Genomic DNA, 18310 nt, shown 5'->3' on the forward strand with positions numbered 1-18310 from the left:
CCGGGAACCTAGCGGCGGCGCGGCAATGGCGGCGGTGAGCGGCGCCGGGGCCGCGCCAGCACCACCAGCCAGCCGATCGGTCCCAGCACGGCGGCCCACACCACGCCTTCGGCGGTACGTCCGCGCCACCAGCCCAGCAGCGCGCCCACCGCGACGAAGGCCACGCTCCACCAGAGCAGGGCGGCCCACGGTACCAGCCTCATCAGGTTCACGAAGACGTGCACGAACGCGTCGGGTGCGTCGGGATCGACGCCCTGCATGGCCTTGGCGAGCAGTTCGTCCATGCCGGTTCAGCGAAGGCCGCGCATGGCCGCCGGGCTCAGCCCCGCGCCCGGGCGATGGCGTCGTCGATGCGGCGCAGCGCCTCCTCGCGCCCCGCCAGGTACACCGTGTGCTCGATCGACGGCGACACCTGGGTGCCGGTCATCGCCACGCGCAGCGGCTGGGCGATCTTGCCCATGCCCAGCTCCAGCCTGGCCGCGACTTGCTCGATCACGCCGTGGATCGGCTCGGGCTTCCATTCGACCTCGGCCAGCAGGTCCTTGGCCGCTTCCAGCACCGCCACGGCGCTGTCGTTCTTCAGGTGCTTGGCCACGGCCTTGTCGTCCCATTCGAGGATGGGGCCATACCAGATCCTGGCGCGCTCGGCCATTTCCTTCAGGGTCTGCACGCGGTCGCGCAAGGCGACGATCACGTCGGCCGGGTTCGGCCCCCGGCTGAAGTCGATGCCCGCCTGCGTGAGATGCCACTCGAACTCCGGCGCGATCGAGGCGGGATCCTCGGTCTTGAGGTAGTGCTGGTTGAGCCAGGAGAGCTTGGTGACGTCGAAGCGCGAGGCGGCCTTGTTGACGTCGCCGATGTCGAACAGGCGGATCATCTCCTCCTGCGAGAAGATTTCCTGGTCGCCATGCGACCAGCCCAGGCGCACCAGGTAGTTGAGCAGCGCGTGCGGCAGGAAGCCGTCGTCGCGGTACTGCATCACGCTCACCGCACCATGGCGCTTGCTGAGCTTCTGGCCATCGGGGCCGAGGATCATCGGCAGGTGCGCGAACGCCGGCACCGGTGCGCCCAGCGCATGGTAGATGTTGATCTGGCGCGGCGTGTTGTTGACGTGGTCGTCGCCGCGGATCACCTCGGTGATGCCCATGTCGATGTCATCCACCACCACGGCGAAGTTGTAGGTGGGCCAGCCGTCGGAGCGGAAGATCACCAGGTCGTCCAGCTCGGCGTTGCTCCACTCCACCCGGCCCTTCACCTTGTCCTCGAACACCACCGAGCCTTCCAGCGGGTTCTTGAAGCGGATCACCCGGTTCGGGTCGTCCCGGTACGGCTCGTTGCGGTCGCGGTAGTAGCCGTTGTAGCGGGGCTTCTCGCCCTTGGCCATCGCCTCGTTGCGCATGGCCTCGATCTCGTCCTTGCTCTCGTAGGCGTAGTAGGCCTTGCCGGCCTTGAGCAGCTCGTCGGCGACCTGCCGGTAGCGCTCCAACCGGCCGGTCTGGTAGACCGGGCCCTCGTCCGCGTCCAGGCCCAGCCAGTGCATGCCGTCCAGGATGGCCTGCACGGCCGCTTCGGTGGAGCGCTCGCGGTCGGTATCCTCGATGCGCAGCACGAACTGCCCGCCGCGCCGGCGCGCTTCCAGCCAGCAGTACAGCGCCGTGCGGGCACCGCCGATATGCAGGAAGCCGGTGGGACTGGGGGCGAAGCGGGTGCGGACGGTCATGGGGTGGTTTCGAGGGAGCGTGAGGGAAAGTGAGCGATTTTAGCCGATACCGCGACCCGCGCCGATTCGCCCGCACGGCGACACCGGCCGGCCTGCTGTTCGCGGCGGTATCCAGCCTGGCGGCCGCCCTGCCCGCGCACGCGGACAATCCCGGCTACGACCGCCCCGGCCTGGGCTTCACGCCGCTGGTGCTGGCGGCGGGCGACACCACGCTCGAACAGGGCCTGCCCACCTGGACGCGCGACCGCGCCGCCGGCACGACCCAGGCGCTATACACCACCGACAGCCTGCTGCGGCTGGGCATCGGCGGGCCGTTCGAGCTGCAGTTGGGCAGCTCGCCGTTCAATGCGCTGCACGAGAACGGCGCGGGCCAGGACCGGTGGTTCCATGGCCGCGGCGACAGCGTGCTGGGACTGAAGTACGCGCCCAGCCCACGCGATGCGGCGTTCACCTGGGGCCTGCTCGGCAGCGTGGAATTCACCGATGGCGCCGCGGGCATCCGCGATGACCGCCGCCAGTACCTGCTGGGCGCCGACCTCAATTGGCAGGTCGGCGAAGCGGACGCGGTGGGCGGCTATCTCGAGGACGTGCGCAGCGGCGCAAGCGACCGCACCACCCTCGCCGTCAATGAAAGCCATGCCCTCACCGGCACGCTCACCGGCTACGCCGAGGTCGCCCTGGTACGCGAGCCCGGCTTGGGCCGCGGCACCGTGGCGGGCGCCGGCCTGGCATGGATGGCGAACCGGCGCGTGCAGTTCGACGGCGGGTTCCGGCGCCGCGTGGAGGGACGCGCCCAGCCCTGGATGGCCAGTCTGGGCGTGTCGGTGTTCTTCGGCCGCCTGCCTTGAGAGGCGGCCACCGTTCACTTCACGTGTACGGTGATCTTCCTGGACAGCACCGGCGGATCGAACGGCACGTGGTTCTGGTCGCCCAACTCCAGCTGCAGCGTGTGCGTGCCCGGCGCCAGCTTGAGGGTGGTCTCGGTCTGGCCGTTGCCGAAGTGCAGGTGCTGCTCGTCCTTCGGGATCGGCTGGCCGGCCGCCGGCAATTCCTTCACGTCCACCAGCAGGTGGTGATGGCCGGTGCCCTCCTTGCCCACTCCGGCAGGCGCCACGCCCATGCCTTTCAGGCCGAACAGCACGGTCACCTCCTGGCCCACGGTGGCGCCGTCCTTGGGCGAGATGATGTAGACCTCGGCACCCGCGGGAGCCTTCGTCGCCGGTAAGGCAGGCGCGTCGGCGGCAAGGGCGCTGCCGGCCATGGTGGCCAGCGCAAGTGCAAGCAGCATGCGTTTCATCGGCGTGTCTCCACGGTGACAAGTCCGCGCAGTGTACCCGTGAAACCAATGTCCAGGGCGTCATCTCGCCATCCTCGTCACCCGGCCGTCATATGCGCGCCATGCCGTCGCAACGCCAAAAGAGGAATCTGCGCAGGGCCAGCCAACGGTAAGCACAAGTGCGCATCGGCATCGTCAGCGAAACCTATCCACCCGAGATCAACGGCGTGGCACTGACCGTGCACAGCCTCGCCGCCGGCCTGGCGTCGCAGGGGCATACGGTCGACCTGATCCGTCCCCGCCAGCGGCAACCGTTCGAGGACGAGCCCGGCATCGTTACCCTCGAAGTCCGTGGCGCCGCCCTGCCGCGTTACCCAGGCCTGCGCTTCGGCCTGCCCGCGGGCGGTACGCTGCGGGAGCGTTGGGGACGCCTGCGTCCCGACGCCATCTACGTCGCCACCGAAGGTCCGCTGGGCTGGTCGGCGATCCGTGCCGCCAAGCGCCTGGGCATACCGGCTGCCACCGGCTTCCACACCCGCTTCGACACCTATGCCGACCACTACGGCGTGGGCTTCCTCACCCCGGTGGTGCGCGGCTATCTGCGCCGCTTCCATCGCCGCGCGGCCGCCACCCTGGTGCCCACCGAAGCACTGGCCGCCGAACTGGAAGCGCTGGGCGTGGATACCGCGCGCCTGCTGCGCCGCGCGGTGGACACGCAGCTGTTCCACCCGCGCCATCGCAGCGCGGCGCTGCGCGAGGCCTGGGGCGTGGACGGCAATACGCCGGTGGTGCTGTACGTGGGACGCATCGCGCCGGAGAAGAACCTCGACCTGGCGGTGCGCACCTTCCGCGCCATCCAGCAACAGGTGCCCAAGGCCCGCTACATATGGGTAGGCGACGGCCCGGCGCGCGCGGCGCTGCAGGCGGCCAACCCGGACTTCATCTTCGCCGGCATGCGGCGCGGCGAGGCGCTGGCCCAGCACTACGCCAGCGCGGACCTGTTCCCCTTTCCCAGCCTCAGCGAGACCTTTGGCAACGTGATCCTGGAGGCGCTCGCCTCGGGCCTGCCGGTGGTGGCCTACGAGGAAGGCGCCGCGCGCGAACATCTGTCGAGCGGCCATAACGGCTACCGCATCGATGCCGGCGACGAGCAGGCCTTCATCGACTCGGCCACCACGCTCGCCGGCAACGCCAGCCTGATTCGCCACATGGGCCGTGCCGCCCACGTCAGCATCGCCAACCTCTCGCCGGACGCGGTGATCCGCGAATTCGAAAACCTGTTGCGTGAACTGGCCAAGGAGAACGTGCATGAACCCCATGCCACCGCTGCCCACGCCTGAGCTGACCACCGGCCCGCGCTTCGGCTTCGACCGCCGCATGTGCGTGGCGGCCAACCGCTGGGGCACGCGCCGTGCCGTCGGCGTGTTCTTCGGCATCGTCAGCCGCCTCGGCGACGGCGTGTTCTGGTATTCGCTGATGCTGGTGCTGGCCCTGATCGACGGCCGGCGCGGGCTGCTCGCCGCCGCGCAGATGGCGCTCACCGGCCTCACCGCCCTGCTGCTGTACCGGCTGCTCAAGCGCTGGACGCGCCGTCCGCGCCCGTTCCGCGCCTGCCCCGGCGTGATCGCCCACGTGCCGCCGCTGGACGAGTTCAGCTTCCCCTCGGGACATACGCTGCAGGCGGTGAGCTTCACCATCGTCGCACTCGCCTGGTATCCCCTGCTGGCTCCGCTGCTGCTGACCTTCACCGCGCTGGTGGGCGCCTCGCGCGTGATCCTCGGCCTGCACTATCCCAGCGACGTGATCGCCGCCACCGCCATTGGCGGCGCGCTGGGCGCGCTGTCGCTATGGCTGCTACCGCTGCACGGGTTGGTGGCATAAGTCGCACAGGGTGCGCTCCCCCATGGCGGTGGCTGCGCATTTGCGCGCCAGCGCGTCGCAAGCGCTTTGCGGTCAGACGGATAGCCCACCTATCCACAGGCTTTTCCCATGCGCATCCACATTCGCTGTGGAAAACATGGCGTAGGGTCGCGCACAGGCAAAAAAACAGCGCCCATAGGCGCTGTTTTCGTGTACGGATGACCTTACCGTCGGTCACGCCACGCGCGGCGCCTTTTGCAGAATGCCGAGCAGGTCGGCCAGCTTGTCGCGCATCGCGCGGCGGTCGACGATGAGGTCGATGGCGCCGTGCTCGACCAGGAACTCCGAACGCTGGAAGCCCTCCGGCAAGGTCTCGCGCACGGTCTGCTCGATCACGCGCGGGCCGGCGAAGCCGATCAGCGCCTTGGGCTCGGCTACGTTGATGTCGCCTAGCATGCCGAGACTCGCCGATACGCCACCGGTGGTCGGATGGGTCAGCACGCTGATGTAGGGCACGCCCGCATCGCGCAGGCGCGCCAGCGCGGCCGAGGTCTTGGCCATCTGCATCAGCGAGAACAGCGATTCCTGCATGCGCGCGCCGCCGGTGGCGGAGAAGCACACCAGCGCGCTGCGGTCGGCCAGCGCGCGCTCGGCGGCGCGGGTGAACTTCTCGCCCACCACCGAGCCCATCGAGCCGCCCATGTAGGCGAACTCGAACGCCACCGCCATCAGCGGGCGTCCCTTGAGGCGGCCGCTCATCGCCAGCAGCGCGTCCTTCTCGCCGGTGGCTTTCTGCGCCGCGACGATGCGGTCGCGGTACTTCTTGGAATCGCGGAACTTGAGCGGATCGCTCGGCTCCATGCTCGCCCACAGCTCCTGCGCCGAGCCGGGATCGAGGAACGCGTCGAGCCGCGCGCGCGCGTCGATGGTGTGGTGGTGGCCGCACTTGGGGCACACCATCAGGTTGCGCTCCAGCTCCGGCCGGTACAGCACGGTGCCGCAGCCGCCGCACTTTTCCCACACGCCTTCGGGCACCTTGCCCTTGCCGCCGTTGCCGGAGGGCTGCGTGCGGGCACGCGGGGTCATGATTTTCTGGAGCCAGTTCATATCAATCAAACCTCGTGGAGCATCACCTTCTCCCGCCGGGAGAGGGAGCAAGTTCAGGCATCGAGCGCCTTGCGGATCGGCGCCAGGAAGCCCTGGGCACGCGTGGCGATGTCGCCGACATCTTCCGCACCCGCCAGGCGCTCCACCAGCGCGCTGCCGATCACCACCGCGTCCGCGAAGCCGGCGATGGCCTTGGCCGACGCCGCGTCACGCACACCGAAACCGACGGCCACCGGCGCCTGCGACTGCGCCCGGACCTCGGCCACGCGGGCGGCGATATCGGCAGTACTCAGCCGCGCCGCGCCGGTGATGCCGGCGAACGAGACATAGTACAGGAAACCCCTGGCGGACCGGCACAACTGCACCATACGCGCGGGTGCGGTGGTCGGCGCGGCCAGCAGGATCTGCTGCAGGCCCGCCTCGCGCAGCGGCTGCAGCACGGATGATTCCTCCAGCGGACAATCGACCAGCAGCACGCCATCCACGCCGGCCTGCACCGCTTCGGCGGCGAAGCGCGCATAGCCGTGGATCTCGATGGGATTGAGGTAGCCCATCAGCACGATGGGCGTCTGCGCGTCGCTCTGGCGGAACTCGGCCACCCAGCGCAGCACGTCGGCCAGGCCCACGTTCCTGGCGAGGGCGCGCTCGCTGGCGTGCTGGATCACCGGGCCATCGGCCATCGGGTCGGAGAATGGCACGCCCAGCTCGATCAGGTCGGCGCCGGCCTCGACCAGCGCGTGCATCAGCGCGACTGTATGCGCGGGCGAAGGATCGCCGGCGGTAACGAAGGGAACCAGGCCGGTGCGTCCGGCGGCCTTCAGCTCGGCAAAGCGTCGATCGATGCGGCTCATACCTGCACTCCTTCGCGCGCGGCGATCGTATGCACGTCCTTGTCGCCGCGACCGGAGAGGTTGCACAGCACCAGGCCGTCCTTCGGATACTCGCGCGCCAGCTTGATCGCCTGCGCGACCGCATGGCTGGATTCCAGCGCGGCGAGGATGCCCTCGGTGCGCGCCAGCAGGTGGAAGGCCTCAAGTGCCTCCTCGTCGGTGACGCCGACGTATTCCGCGCGGCCGGCGTCCTTCAGAAAGGCGTGCTCGGGACCCACGCCCGGATAGTCCAGACCGGCCGACACCGAGTGCGTCTCGGTGATCTGGCCGTTGTCGTCGCACAGCACATAGGTGCGGTTGCCGTGCAGCACGCCGGGACGCCCCGCCGACAGCGACGCCGCATGGTGCCCCGTGGCGATGCCCTCGCCCGCCGCCTCGGCGCCGACGATGCGCACGCCCTCGTCATTGAGGAAGGCGTGGAACAGGCCGATGGCGTTGGAGCCGCCGCCCACGCAGGCGGTGATCACGTCCGGCAGGCGGCCGAACTGCTCCCGCACCTGCACGCGCGCCTCGCGTCCGACGATGGCGTTGAAGTCGCGCACCATCAGCGGGTACGGATGCGGCCCGGCCACGGTGCCGATGATGTAGAAGGTGTCGGCCACGTTGGTGACCCAGTCGCGCATCGCCTCGTTGAGCGCGTCCTTGAGCGTCCTGGAACCGGAGGTCACCGGCACCACCTCGGCGCCGAGCAGCTTCATGCGGTAGACGTTGATCTTCTGCCGCTCGATGTCGACCGCGCCCATGTAGACCACGCATTTCAGCCCGAAACGCGCCGCCACCGTGGCGCTGGCCACGCCGTGCTGGCCCGCGCCGGTCTCGGCGATGATGCGCGGCTTGCCCATGCGCTTGGCGACGAGCGCCTGGCCGATGGTGTTGTTGATCTTGTGCGCGCCGGTGTGGTTGAGGTCCTCGCGCTTGAGCGCGATGCGCGCGCCGCCCACGTGCCGCGACAGGCGCTCGGCGTGGTACACCGGACTGGGGCGGCCCACGTAGTACGTCAGGTCGCGGTCCAGCTCGGCCAGGAACTCCGGGTCCTCGCGCAGGCGCAGGTAGGCCTCGGTCAGTTCGGCCAGCGGCGCCATCAGGGTTTCGGCGACGTAGCTGCCGCCATAGGCGCCAAAGCGCCCGTGCTCGTCGGGATAGGCGTTGAAGTCGGTCTTGCTCATGGGGGAACTCGGCAGGGCGGAATGCGCCAGCCACCCTAGCGGAAAGGCGCTCCGGCAAAAAGCGATATGATGGCCGCGATACGTCAGGAAAACTCACCTATTCATGTCCCGCCCGCTGCCCTCGCTGAATGCCCTGCATGCCTTCGAGGCCGCGGCACGGCTGGGCAGCGTGAGTCGCGCGGCGGTCGAGCTGCACGTCACCCATGGCGCGGTGAGCCGGCACATTCGCTCACTGGAGGAGGAACTGGGCACGCCCCTGTTCCAGCGCGAGGGGCGTGGCCTGGCGCTCACGGGCGCCGGCCAGCGCCTGCGCGATACCTGCACCGCCGCCTTCGCTCAACTGCGCGATACCTGCCAACTGCTGCGGCAGGACTCGGCCCAGGCGCCGTTCGTGCTCGGCTGCCCGGTCAGCCTGCTGGCGCGCTGGATGATTCCCCGGCTGGAACGCCTGATGTCCGACCTGCCCGAACTGTCGCTGCACCTGCGGCCGCAGGAGACGCCATTCGACGAGAGCCTTGCCGGGCTCGACGCCGCCGTGCTTTCCGGCGAGGCACCGTGGCCGCCCGCCTGGCGCGTGCGCCCGCTGCTGCGCGAGCGCATCGGCCCGGTAGCGAGTCCCGGCTTCGCCAGGACACATCGGCTGGCCCGCCAACGTCCCAAGGCCGTCCTGGGCCTGCCGCTGCTGCATACCCAGTCGCGTCCGCGAGCTTGGAGCGACTGGGCCGAACGCATCGGCCTGCCTACCGCCGGGCTGAAAACGGCCCACGGGTACCCGCACCTCTACCATCTGATCGAAGCGGCCGCGGCCGGCCGGGGCGTGGCCATCGCGCCGGAGCCCCTGGTGGCCGACGACCTCGCCAGCGGACGCCTGGTCGCGCCATGGGGCTTCGAGGAAGCCGATTCGCAATGGGTACTGGCCACGCCCATGCGGCTGCCGGCCGAGCGCTCGGAAAAACTGGCGGCATGGCTGGAAGCCGAATTGTGCCGGCCCGCCGGCGGATAGTGCGCTGCGCATTCGCGCGCCAACGCGTCGGCGCGCCTTGGCCATCAAGCGGATAGGACACCTATCCACAGGCTTTTCCCGCATGCGTCCACATGGACTGTGGAAAACGTTGTGGGCCGATCGGATACCCCACCGCCTTTCTGTAGGAGCACACCCAGTGCGCGACCGCAGCGTCTGCATGTCCCGGCCTTGTTGGCGGTCGCGCACTGGGTGCGCTCCTACAGGTATTGGCGGATGCGCTCGAGCAGCTTCCTGGATTGTTCCGCGTCCAGCTCGCCCAGCCACCCACGACGCCCCTCGGGAATATGCGCGGCGGGATCCTCGTCGCCGAACACGTAATGGTCGAGCAACGCACGCCACGCCTCGCGCTCGGCCGGCGGCAGCGACTTGAACAGCAGGATGCAGTGCAGCAGCCCGCCCAGCCGGGTGTTGGGCACCAGGCCCACGCCCTGCCCGGCTTTCCACCAGTAGTTGACCAGCGCATTGAGTGGCCCCAGCGAGGCCACGTGGTGCCACCACATCGGCGGGATATAGACCGCATCGCCCGGCGCCAGCTCGGCTACCTGCGCCTGTTCCAGCGCAAGCTTCAGGCGCGGGTAACGCGGATCGTCGGGCCGGTCGACCCGGGCCATGCCGATGGCCGCGCCGGTGGGCGCGAAATCCAGCGGCCCGATATAGAGGTTCCGTACCTGTTCCGGCGGGAACAGCGTGAAGCGCCGCACGCCGCACACCACGCAAGCGATGTTGTGATACTCATCGAAATGCGCCGGCGTGGTGACGCGATTGCCGATCCACAGGCGCGGCTGGATGGATGGAGCGAGCAGCGGCAAGGCGTGGTCTTCCAGCAGGCCCGGCAGGCAGGCGGCGACCGGCGCGCTCTGCAGCGCGATGCCCGGCGCATCGTCGCTGCCGGCGTATTGCAGCAGGCGCTGCAGGGCCTGCGTCACCGATACGCGATGATGCTTGAAGTTGAAGGCCTCCAGGTCGTCGCGGTAGCCGACAAGGCCCTCGGCCTCGGGCGGCATCAGCAGCGCATCGACCGGCGTACCGTTGTCCCGCGCCATCAGCAGGTCGGCGAAGGCGCGCTCCGACTGCGTGGCCGCCGCCACGAGCGGCCAGTGCTTCACCAGGCCACGGATGACCAGCGGGCGTTCGCTCCCAACGATCCGTGCCAGCGCATCGGGCTGGCCTTCGTAGTGGAATGCTTCGATCGGGGCGGGCATGCGTGACCTGGACGCGCGACGGGAGCGCCATGCTAGCAGTGCGTGTGCCTGCCGTAGGAGCGCCTCCTGTGCGCGACCGGCGAAAGGTCTGTCTCAAGCCGCTGCGCGCACCGCATGGATGAAATCGGCCAGCTTCCGCGGGTCCTTGATGCCCGGCGCCGATTCCACGCCGCTGGCCACGTCCACCGCCCACGGCCGCGCCACGCGGATGGCTTCGCCCACGTTGCCCGCCGTGAGGCCGCCGGCCAGGATCAAGGGTTGCGCCAGATCACGCGGCATCAGCGACCAGTCGAACGCCTTGCCGCTGCCGCCGGCCTCGCCCAAACCGTGGCCGTCCAGCAGCAGACCGGCGGCGCCGGGATACTCGCGCAGCCTGGCCAGCGCGGCGGCACCCTCGCCCATGGCGATGGCCTTCAGGTAGCGCAGGCCGAACTGCGCGCACCAGTCGTCGCGTTCCTCGCCGTGGAACTGCAGCAGGTCCGGCCGCACCGCATCGATCGCCTCGCGCACCAGCGCGGCATCATCGTCCATGAACAATGCCACCACGCTCACGAACGGCGGCAGGGCGTGGACGATGGCGGCGGCTTGTTCCAGCGACACGCGGCGCTTGCTGCGCGCGGTGAACACCACGCCGATGGCGTCGGCGCCTAGCCGGGCCGCCAGCACGGCGTCCTCGACACGGGTCATGCCGCAGCACTTGATGCGCGTCACAGGCTCACCTCCGCCGGCAATCCCCACTGCGCGTCGTAGCGCGGCCCCAGGAAGGTCAGGCCCGAGGCCGGCGCGGTAGGGCCGGCCACCTCGCGGTCGCGTCCCTCCAGCAGCTCGCGCATCCAGGCCACCGGCTGCTCGCCGCGGCCGACCGGCAGCAGCGAGCCGACGATGTTGCGCACCATGTGGTGCAGGAAGGCATTCGCCTCGATTTCCACGATCACCTGTTCTTCCTCCCGCCGCACGCTCACCGCCCGCACCTCGCGCCGCGCATGCGCGGCTTGGCAGGAGATCGCGCGGAAGGCGCTGAAGTCATGCTCACCGACCAGCGCCTGCGCCGACTCGTGCATGCGCGTGGCGTCCAGCGGCTGGCGTTCCCAGGTGACGTAGCGCGCCTCCAGCGCCGCGCGCACCGGGCGGTTGAGAATGCGGTAGCGGTAGCGCCGGCTACGCGCGGAGAAACGGGCGTGGAAAGCCGGCTCCACCGGCTGCGCCCACAGCACGGCCACGCTGGCCGGCAGGTTGGAACAGGCGCCCAGCACCCAGCCGCGCATGTCGCGATGGACCTCGGTATCGAAGTGCACCACCTGGCAGCGGCCGTGCACGCCGGCGTCGGTGCGCCCGGCGCAGGTGACCTCCACCGGATGCGCGGCGACGAACGACAGCGCCCGCTCCAGCGCGCCCTGCACGGTGTCGCCGTGGCTCAGGCGCTGCCAGCCGGAGAACTCGGTGCCGTCGTATTCGATGCCAAGGGCGAGGCGCATGGAGAAGAAGCAGGGCCGGATGGGTAAGACGGCAAGATTAGCAGCCCCTCAACGAACTCGGGCCGGCGTGGCCGGCCCGAGCGGATCGAAGCGTGGCGGCAACTCAGTGGATGCTGTCGAGCAGGCGCTTGGCCACGTCCTTCTGTATCTGCGTGCCTTCGTGCATGACTTCTTCCAGCATGGCCTGGGCGCCATCCGGATCGCCCATGTCGAGATAGGCGCGGGCCAGGTCAAGCTTGGTATCGACCGGATCGTCGCTGAACTGCCCCAACTCGTGGTTCAGGTCCTCGTGGTGCAGGCCGTCCGAGCCCGCTTCCCCGGCGGGCTCGGCAAAGGCCCAACTGGACGCATGGTCGAAGGACTCTTCCTCGGCGGGTTCGTGGCCGGCCGCGGCGGGAGCGGGCTCGGACGCGGGAGCGCTTGCCGGTGGCTGCGACGGACGCGGGGTGAGATCGAAATCGAAGTGGTATTCGCTGACCTTGGAAGACGGCGCCGGCGGCGACGGGATCGGCGGCAACTCGTCCGCCTCGCCGCGCTCGGCGTAGCGGTCCAGTTGGAAGTCGTCCAGCAGCGGCTTTTCCTCCGGAAGGTGCGGCGGCACCACGGCGTGCGCGAACAGGGGATGCTCGGGCACCAGGTCCTCGCCCATGCGCACCACGTCCTGCCACTCCGGCTGCTGCGGATCGGCGACATGGGCGTGCATGGCCTCGGCGGCCGCCTCGAAGTGCTCCACGTCGCGGCGGCTGTAGTACAGGCTCACCAGCTCCAGGTGCAGGCCGATGTCGTCCGGGTGCTCGGCCAGTTGGTCGAGCAGTTCGTCCTGGTCCGGATCGGCGCTGGCCGGACCGGCCGGCGGCACCGTGCCGAAGCGGTCGGCCAGCGAACCGGCCGCCGCCGCATCGGTCTCGGCGGCCGGCTTGCGGCTGCGGCCGCGCAGGCCGAACAGGAGCAGCAGCACAACCACCGCCGCGCCCGCGCCCCAGGCCCAGGTCTGCATGTACCAGGGCTCCTCTTCCTGCACCGGCACTGGTTTAGTCGCAGGCTTCGCCACTGGCTTGGCCGGGGCGACAGGCTTGGCGGCCGTGGCCGCGCCGACGGGTGCCGGCGTGGCGGCGCTGGCGCCACCGGCCGGCGGCGTCGCGTTGCCCGCGGCGGCAGCGGCGGCAGGTTCGTTCGCCTTGACCACCGTTTCCTCGGGCGCGGCCGGCTGGGGCGCTTCCGCCGCCTTGGCGGGTGGCAGGCCGGCGGCCTTGCGCGCCGCAGCCAGCTGGCGCTGGAGGTCGGCGATTTCGTTGTCCTTGAGCGAGAGCAGGCGCTGGTTCTTGCCGTTGATGTCTTCCAGGTCCTTCAGGCGCGACTTCAGCTCGTCGCCCTGTTGCTGCAGGGAGGTCAGCGCCTCCTGGCTGCGCAGCAGGTCCTGGTGCAGGCTGGCCATGCCCTTGCTGCTGGCCTGGTCGCCCCCCTTGCCGCCCTGGGCGGCATTGCCGGCGCCCTCCTTGGCCGGCACCAGCGCCAGGTGGTCGCCGGCCGGACCGGCGGCAGCCGGGGACGAGGAGGCATTGGCCCGCGTGCCGGCATCGGCGACGGTGGTCGGCGCGCGCGCGGCGCCGGAACGCCAGTCGCCGTTCTGGCGGCGCACTTCGGCCAGGGCCGCGGCCGCCGAAGTGGCCAGGGCGTCCTCGCGGGAGGGTACGCGCAACACCACGCCGCTCTTGAGCGCGTTGATGTTGTCGCGATAGAAGGCATCGGGGTTGGCCTGCTTGAGGGCCAGCAGCATCTGGTTGAAGTCCACGCCGTCCGGCGCGGTCTCGTGGGCGATGCCCGAGAGGGTCTGGCCGCTTTCGACCGGGCCATAAGAGCCCGCGGCGGCGGCGCGCGCCGGACGGACCGGCCTGGCCACGGGTGCCGGCGTGGCGGGTGCGGGAGCGGTACCCTGGCTGGCGGTTTCCGCCGGCGCCGGGGCAGCGCGGCGGGACGGCTTGGCCGGCGCCTGGGCGGGAGCGTGGGTGGCAGGCGTGCCGGCCACGCTCCCGGGCGGATCCAGCAGGATGGTGAATTCGCGCAGGCTCTTGCCGGCGGCGTTGTTCACCTCGACCAGCAGGTCCAGGTAGGGATCGTTCACCGGCGCGCTGCTGGTGATGCGGATGACCTTGCGGCCGTTGGCGCCATCGACCACGGCGAACTGCAGCGGCACCGCGGGGCCGGCGGCGACGCCGGCCTGGGCGGCGTCCTCGGCGGAAGCCAGGCGCGCGGTCAGGTTCTGCAGCTCGGCCGGGCTGTCGGGATTGACCGGGATCTCGGCCAGCAGGGGTTGGCCCAGGGCGGATTTCACCTGGATCTGGCCCAGCTCCAGCGCGACCGCCTGGCTGCTGCCCAGGGCCAGCGCCAGCAGCATCGACAGCTTCAACGAACGATTCATCGTGTTATTCCCCCGAACGACCCCATGACGCTTCTTATCGGCCCGCCGGCATGCGGCAGCCCCCAGAACGAGGAGTCACTTTAGTTTAGGTACGAGCCAATCAACAATAGCGCCGGCCAGTATTTACAACGTCTTGCTGCAGTTTCTTCTTGTTCGGGCGCGATTGCCATGCGCCGGGTACGGTTCAGGGATGGCTGCTCCCCTGGGGGGCGGCTTTCAGCGCCTGGAGCTGGCGCTGCAGGTCGGCGATCTGCTGGTCCTGCTGCTTGAGCTTGGCATCGTCCTGGTGGCTGCGCGTCTCTTCGCGTTCGACATCGCCCTGCAACTGCTTCACCTGGCCCTGCTGCTGGGCGATCGCCTGGTCCAGCCGCTTCTGGTCGGCGGCCTGCGCGCCGGCAAGCTTGGGCGCGTCCGCCGCCCGGACCGGCGCCGCGAGCGCCAGTGCACACACCACCAATCCGGACAGCGTCTTGGTCATTACAGGTAATCCTCGATGAGTCGTTCGGCGATTTGCACGGCGTTGAGCGCCGCGCCCTTGCGGATGTTGTCGGCGACGATCCACAGGTCCAGGCCGCGCTCGTGCGAGATGTCCTCGCGGATGCGGCCCACGTACACCGGGTCCTGGCCCGCGGCGTCGCCCACCGGGGTGGGATAGCCGCCGGCCTTGCGCTCGTCCATCACGACGACGCCCTCGGCCTGCTCCAGCAGCTCGCGCGCCTGCTCGGCGCTGAGCTTGTCGCGCGTCTCGATGTGCACCGCCTCGGCGTGGCCGTAGAACACCGGCACGCGCACCGCGGTGGGATTCACCTGGATGGTGTCGTCCTCGAGGATCTTGCGCGTCTCCCACACCATCTTCATTTCTTCCTTGGTGTAGCCGTTGGGCTGGAAGTCGTCGATGTGCGGGATCACGTTGAAGGCGATCTGCTTGGGAAACTTCTTGGCTTCCACGTCCTGGAAGCTGAGCAGCGCGGCGGTCTGCTTGCCCAGTTCCTCCATGCCGCTGCGGCCCGCGCCGGACACCGACTGGTAGGTCGCCACGTTGATGCGCTCGATGCCCGCCTCGCGATGGATCGGCGCCAGCGCCACCAGCATCTGCATGGTCGAGCAGTTCGGGTTGGCGATGATGCCGCGCGTCGTGTAGTCGGCGATGGCGTGCGGGTTCACCTCGCTGACCACCAGCGGGATGTCGTCCTGGTAGCGGAACTCGGAGGTGTTGTCGATCACCACCGCGCCGGCCGCTGCCGCGCGCGGCGCATGCTCGCGGCTCACCGAGCCACCGGCCGAGAAGAAGGCGATGTCGACGCCGTCGAAATCGTAGTCGGCCAGGTTTTTCACGGTGACCGATTTGCCGCCGAAGGTGATTTTCTCGCCCGCCGAACGCTCGCTCGCCAGCGGCACCAGCTCGCTGACCGGAAACTCGCGCTCGGCCAGAATGGCCAGCAGGGTTTCACCCACGGCGCCCGTCGCGCCGACCATTGCCACCTTGTAGCTGCTCTTCTTGCTCATGTTCCGTTATCAGGTTGGAGGAATCGGAAAACCGCCCCGGCGGCACCGATCTCCGCTATCCGCGGAAATCTAGCCGGGGCGGCGCGCAAAACAACCCACGACACGCATGGGCGTGAAAGTCATCACGCTTTATGTGCCAGCACCGCGGGATTGAGCGGCGTCGGCGGCTTGCCGGCCGACTCGCCATAGCCCAGCGCGGCGATCACATTGTCGGCCGCCAGCTGGGCCATGGCGCGCCGTGTTTCCCCGCTGGCGCTGGCGATGTGCGGGCTGAGTACCACGTTGTCCAGGGCGAGCAGGTCCGGATGCACCACCGGCTCGCCCTCGAACACGTCCAGCGCCGCGGCCGCCAGTTTCCCCTCGCGCAGCGCGGCGGCCAGCGCCGCGTCGTCCACGATGCCGCCGCGGGCGATGTTGACCAGCAGGGCCGAACGCTTCATTTGCGCCAGCTCGGGCGCGCCGATGGCATGCCGGTTTTCCGCGGTGAACGGCAGCACCAGCACCAGGAAATCGGCCCGGGCCAGCAGCTCCGGCTTGCCCACCAGGATGGCGCGGCACTCACGCTCCACCGCCTCGGGCAGCCGCGAGCGGTTGTGGTAGAGCACCGGCATGCCGAAGCCCAGCGCGCGCCGGGCGACGGCCTGGCCGATGCGGCCCATGCCCAGGATGCCGAGCGTGCGGCCGTGCAGGTCCAGGCCCATCCAGTCGTCGAAGCGCATGTTGCTGCCCGGCCAATGCCCGGCCCGCAGCCAGCGCTCGGCCGCGCTCACGCGGCGGGCCGCGGCCAGCATCAGGGCCCAGGCGTAGTCGGCCACGCTCTCGGTCAGCACGTCGGGCGTATTGGTGGCCAGCACACCTGCGCGGGTGAGCGCCTCCAGGTCGAGGTTGTTGTAGCCGACGCCAAGGTTGGCCACCACTTTCAGGCGATGGTTGCCCTCGATCACGGCGGCATCCACGCGATCGGCCAGGCCCACCAGGGCGCCATCCACGCCGGCCAGCTTCTGCCTGAGTTCGGCGGCGTCGTGCGGCCGGTCCTCGGGCTCGACCTGGACCTCGAAGTAGTCGGCCAGGCGCGCCAGCACCTCGGGGAACAGCGGGCGGGCGACCCAGATTTTCGGTTTGGCGGTCATCGGTATGCGCTTCTGTCTGGACCGGCCCGAACCGGAGCCGGCATGGTTCTAGGGAATGCGGGGGGCGACCTCGCCCACGTCGCCGCACTGGGCGCGATGGCGCAGGGCGTGGTCCATCAGCACCAGCGCCACCATCGCCTCGGCGATGGGCGTGGCGCGGATGCCCACGCAGGGATCGTGGCGGCCCTTGGTGACCACCTCGACCGGTTCGCCGGCCAGGTTCACGCTGCGTCCGGGAATAAGGATGCTGGAGGTGGGCTTGAGCGCGATCGAGGCCACGACGGGCTGGCCGCTGCTGATGCCGCCCAGGATGCCACCAGCGTGATTGGACGCAAAGCCGTCCATCGTGATCTCGTCGCGGTGCTGGCTGCCGTGCTGGGCGACGGCGCCGAAACCGTCGCCGATCTCCACGCCCTTGACCGCGTTGATCGACATCAGCGCCGCGGCGAGGTCGCCGTCGAGCTTGCCGTAGATCGGCTCGCCCCAGCCCGGCGGCACGCCATCGGCCACCACGTTCACCCGCGCGCCGACCGAGTCGCCCGACTTGCGCAACGCGTCCATGAACGCCTCCAGCGCGGGCACGCCATGGGCGTCGGGCCAGAAGAAGGCGTTCTGCTCCACCGCCGCCCAGTCGAACGAGCCCGGCGCGATCTCGCCGATCTGCGCCAGGTAGCCGCGCACGCGCACGCCGTGTCGCTCGGCCAGCCACTTCTTGGCGACCACGCCGGCGGCCACGCGCATGGTGGTCTCGCGCGCGGACGAACGCCCGCCGCCGCGCGGATCGCGGATGCCGTATTTCTGCCAGTAGGTGTAGTCGGCGTGGCCGGGCCGGAAGGTCTGGGCGATGTCGCCGTAATCCTTGCTGCGCTGGTCGGTATTGCGGATCAGCAGCGCGATGGGCGTGCCGGTGGTCTTGCCCTCGTACACGCCCGAGAGGATCTCCACCTCGTCGGCCTCGCGCCGCTGCGAGGTGTGCCGGCTCTTGCCGGTGGCGCGGCGGTCCAGGTCGTGGCGGAACTCTTCGGCCGCCAGCGGCAGCCCCGGCGGGCATCCATCGATCACGCAGCCGATCGCGGGACCGTGGCTTTCGCCGAAAGTGGTGACGGTGAGGAGCTTGCCGAAGGAATTGCTGGACACGGGGCGCCTGGCGGCTTGGGGAAGCCCCCAAGCTTACTGCCAGATGGCTGTCCGCGGGGGATCTGGGGTGGTTGGCCGATGGCTTTCCGGGGCCATGTGTGGGGCGCATCGCTCCCTGCCGCCATCCCGGCGAAGGTCAGGACGACGAACACTGCGCCAAGACAACAATCGCAAATCGGCGCGCTGCACACTGGTGGCCTCAGCGCCTGTTAAAAATCTTGGAGGGCACTCCTACCCCTGCACGCAGCCTTGTAGAAGCGCACCCTGTGCGCGACACCTTTCGCCTCATGGCTCGTCGTCCCGGCGCACCCCGCAAAAGAAGGGGGGTAGGGCCAGGATGACGAACGATGCGGACCGAGGCAAAAGGAGCCCGCGCACAGCGCCCGCCTACCAGCGAC

Annotated in this window: 18 protein-coding genes; 4 read left to right on the forward strand and 14 right to left on the reverse strand. The window is 69.7% G+C overall.

Features of this window, described 5'->3' with window-relative positions:
* Nucleotides 1-8 precede the first annotated feature (8 nt).
* Nucleotides 9-284: a hypothetical protein gene (locus tag MJ605_RS14875; RefSeq protein WP_243042328.1), complete on the reverse strand. Its 276-nt coding sequence runs from the start codon at nt 282-284 to the stop codon at nt 9-11.
* Nucleotides 285-319: 35 nt separating this feature from the next.
* Entirely contained in the window at nt 320-1720 is a 1401-nt protein-coding gene (gltX, locus tag MJ605_RS14880) for a glutamate--tRNA ligase (protein ID WP_243042329.1), read from the reverse strand.
* Nucleotides 1721-1749: 29 nt separating this feature from the next.
* Here gltX and MJ605_RS14885 point away from each other — a divergent pair, with 29 nt between their 5' ends.
* Nucleotides 1750-2568, forward strand: a complete 819-nt coding sequence (locus tag MJ605_RS14885; RefSeq protein ID WP_243042330.1) for a transporter — start codon at nt 1750-1752, stop codon at nt 2566-2568.
* 14 nt (nt 2569-2582) lie between these two features.
* Here MJ605_RS14885 and MJ605_RS14890 read toward each other — a convergent pair whose 3' ends face one another.
* Complete coding sequence (locus tag MJ605_RS14890) at nt 2583-3017, reverse strand: DUF4399 domain-containing protein (RefSeq protein ID WP_243042331.1); 435 nt, start codon at nt 3015-3017, stop codon at nt 2583-2585.
* 158 nt (nt 3018-3175) lie between these two features.
* Between MJ605_RS14890 and MJ605_RS14895 the strand changes: the two genes are divergently transcribed.
* Both MJ605_RS14895 and MJ605_RS14900 read left to right on the forward strand, forming a co-directional pair.
* Nucleotides 3176-4336: a glycosyltransferase family 4 protein gene (locus MJ605_RS14895; protein WP_243042332.1), complete on the forward strand. Its 1161-nt coding sequence runs from the start codon at nt 3176-3178 to the stop codon at nt 4334-4336.
* Nucleotides 4305-4877, forward strand: a complete 573-nt coding sequence (locus tag MJ605_RS14900; RefSeq protein WP_243042333.1) for a phosphatase PAP2 family protein — start codon at nt 4305-4307, stop codon at nt 4875-4877. Before MJ605_RS14895 ends, MJ605_RS14900 begins: the two co-directional genes overlap by 32 nt.
* 213 nt (nt 4878-5090) lie before the next feature.
* Here the strand turns inward: MJ605_RS14900 and accD are convergent, their stop codons facing one another.
* The 3 genes from accD to trpB are packed head-to-tail and all read right to left on the reverse strand — an operon-like array spanning nt 5091 to nt 8019.
* Nucleotides 5091-5963, reverse strand: a complete 873-nt coding sequence (gene accD, locus MJ605_RS14905; protein ID WP_243042334.1) for an acetyl-CoA carboxylase, carboxyltransferase subunit beta — start codon at nt 5961-5963, stop codon at nt 5091-5093.
* A 53-nt stretch (nt 5964-6016) separates the two neighbouring features.
* Entirely contained in the window at nt 6017-6814 is a 798-nt protein-coding gene (trpA, locus tag MJ605_RS14910; protein WP_243042335.1) for a tryptophan synthase subunit alpha, read from the reverse strand.
* Nucleotides 6811-8019 carry a tryptophan synthase subunit beta gene (trpB, locus tag MJ605_RS14915; protein WP_243042336.1) on the reverse strand — a complete coding sequence of 403 codons (1209 nt, stop codon included), beginning with the start codon at nt 8017-8019 and terminating at the stop codon, nt 6811-6813. Before trpB ends, trpA begins: the two co-directional genes overlap by 4 nt.
* A 103-nt stretch (nt 8020-8122) precedes the next feature.
* On the opposite strand from trpB, the gene MJ605_RS14920 reads away from it, so the two are divergent.
* The gene (locus MJ605_RS14920; protein ID WP_243042337.1) at nt 8123-9022 is read left to right on the forward strand and encodes a LysR family transcriptional regulator; all 900 of its coding nucleotides are present in this window, start codon (nt 8123-8125) and stop codon (nt 9020-9022) included.
* Nucleotides 9023-9240: 218 nt separating this feature from the next.
* Here the strand turns inward: MJ605_RS14920 and MJ605_RS14925 are convergent, their stop codons facing one another.
* The 8 genes from MJ605_RS14925 to aroC form a co-directional block, all read right to left on the reverse strand.
* On the reverse strand, nt 9241-10245 hold the full coding sequence (locus MJ605_RS14925; RefSeq protein ID WP_243042338.1) for a cupin-like domain-containing protein: 1005 nt from the start codon (nt 10243-10245) through the stop codon (nt 9241-9243).
* A 93-nt stretch (nt 10246-10338) separates the two neighbouring features.
* Nucleotides 10339-10956: a phosphoribosylanthranilate isomerase gene (locus MJ605_RS14930; protein WP_243042339.1), complete on the reverse strand. Its 618-nt coding sequence runs from the start codon at nt 10954-10956 to the stop codon at nt 10339-10341.
* A complete protein-coding gene (gene truA, locus MJ605_RS14935; protein ID WP_243042340.1) occupies nt 10953-11720 on the reverse strand; it encodes a tRNA pseudouridine(38-40) synthase TruA in 768 nt (255 codons plus the stop codon). The genes MJ605_RS14930 and truA overlap by 4 nt, the downstream gene beginning before the upstream one ends.
* A gap of 103 nt (nt 11721-11823) precedes the next feature.
* The gene (locus tag MJ605_RS14940; protein ID WP_243042341.1) at nt 11824-14139 is read right to left on the reverse strand and encodes a motility hub landmark protein FimV; all 2316 of its coding nucleotides are present in this window, start codon (nt 14137-14139) and stop codon (nt 11824-11826) included.
* A 184-nt stretch (nt 14140-14323) separates the two neighbouring features.
* A complete protein-coding gene (locus tag MJ605_RS14945) occupies nt 14324-14617 on the reverse strand; it encodes a hypothetical protein (RefSeq protein WP_243042342.1) in 294 nt (97 codons plus the stop codon).
* Nucleotides 14617-15645, reverse strand: a complete 1029-nt coding sequence (locus MJ605_RS14950; protein WP_243042343.1) for an aspartate-semialdehyde dehydrogenase — start codon at nt 15643-15645, stop codon at nt 14617-14619. Before MJ605_RS14950 ends, MJ605_RS14945 begins: the two co-directional genes overlap by 1 nt.
* Before the next feature lie 122 nt (nt 15646-15767).
* Nucleotides 15768-16775, reverse strand: coding sequence for a 2-hydroxyacid dehydrogenase (locus MJ605_RS14955; RefSeq protein ID WP_243042344.1), 1008 nt, complete (start codon nt 16773-16775; stop codon nt 15768-15770).
* A 48-nt stretch (nt 16776-16823) separates the two neighbouring features.
* The gene (gene aroC / locus MJ605_RS14960) at nt 16824-17912 is read right to left on the reverse strand and encodes a chorismate synthase (RefSeq protein WP_243042345.1); all 1089 of its coding nucleotides are present in this window, start codon (nt 17910-17912) and stop codon (nt 16824-16826) included.
* Nucleotides 17913-18310: the final 398 nt, after the last annotated feature.

The organism is Dyella sedimenti (assembly GCF_022760995.1).
In the GTDB taxonomy this organism is placed as follows: Bacteria; Pseudomonadota; Gammaproteobacteria; order Xanthomonadales; family Rhodanobacteraceae; genus Dyella; species Dyella sedimenti.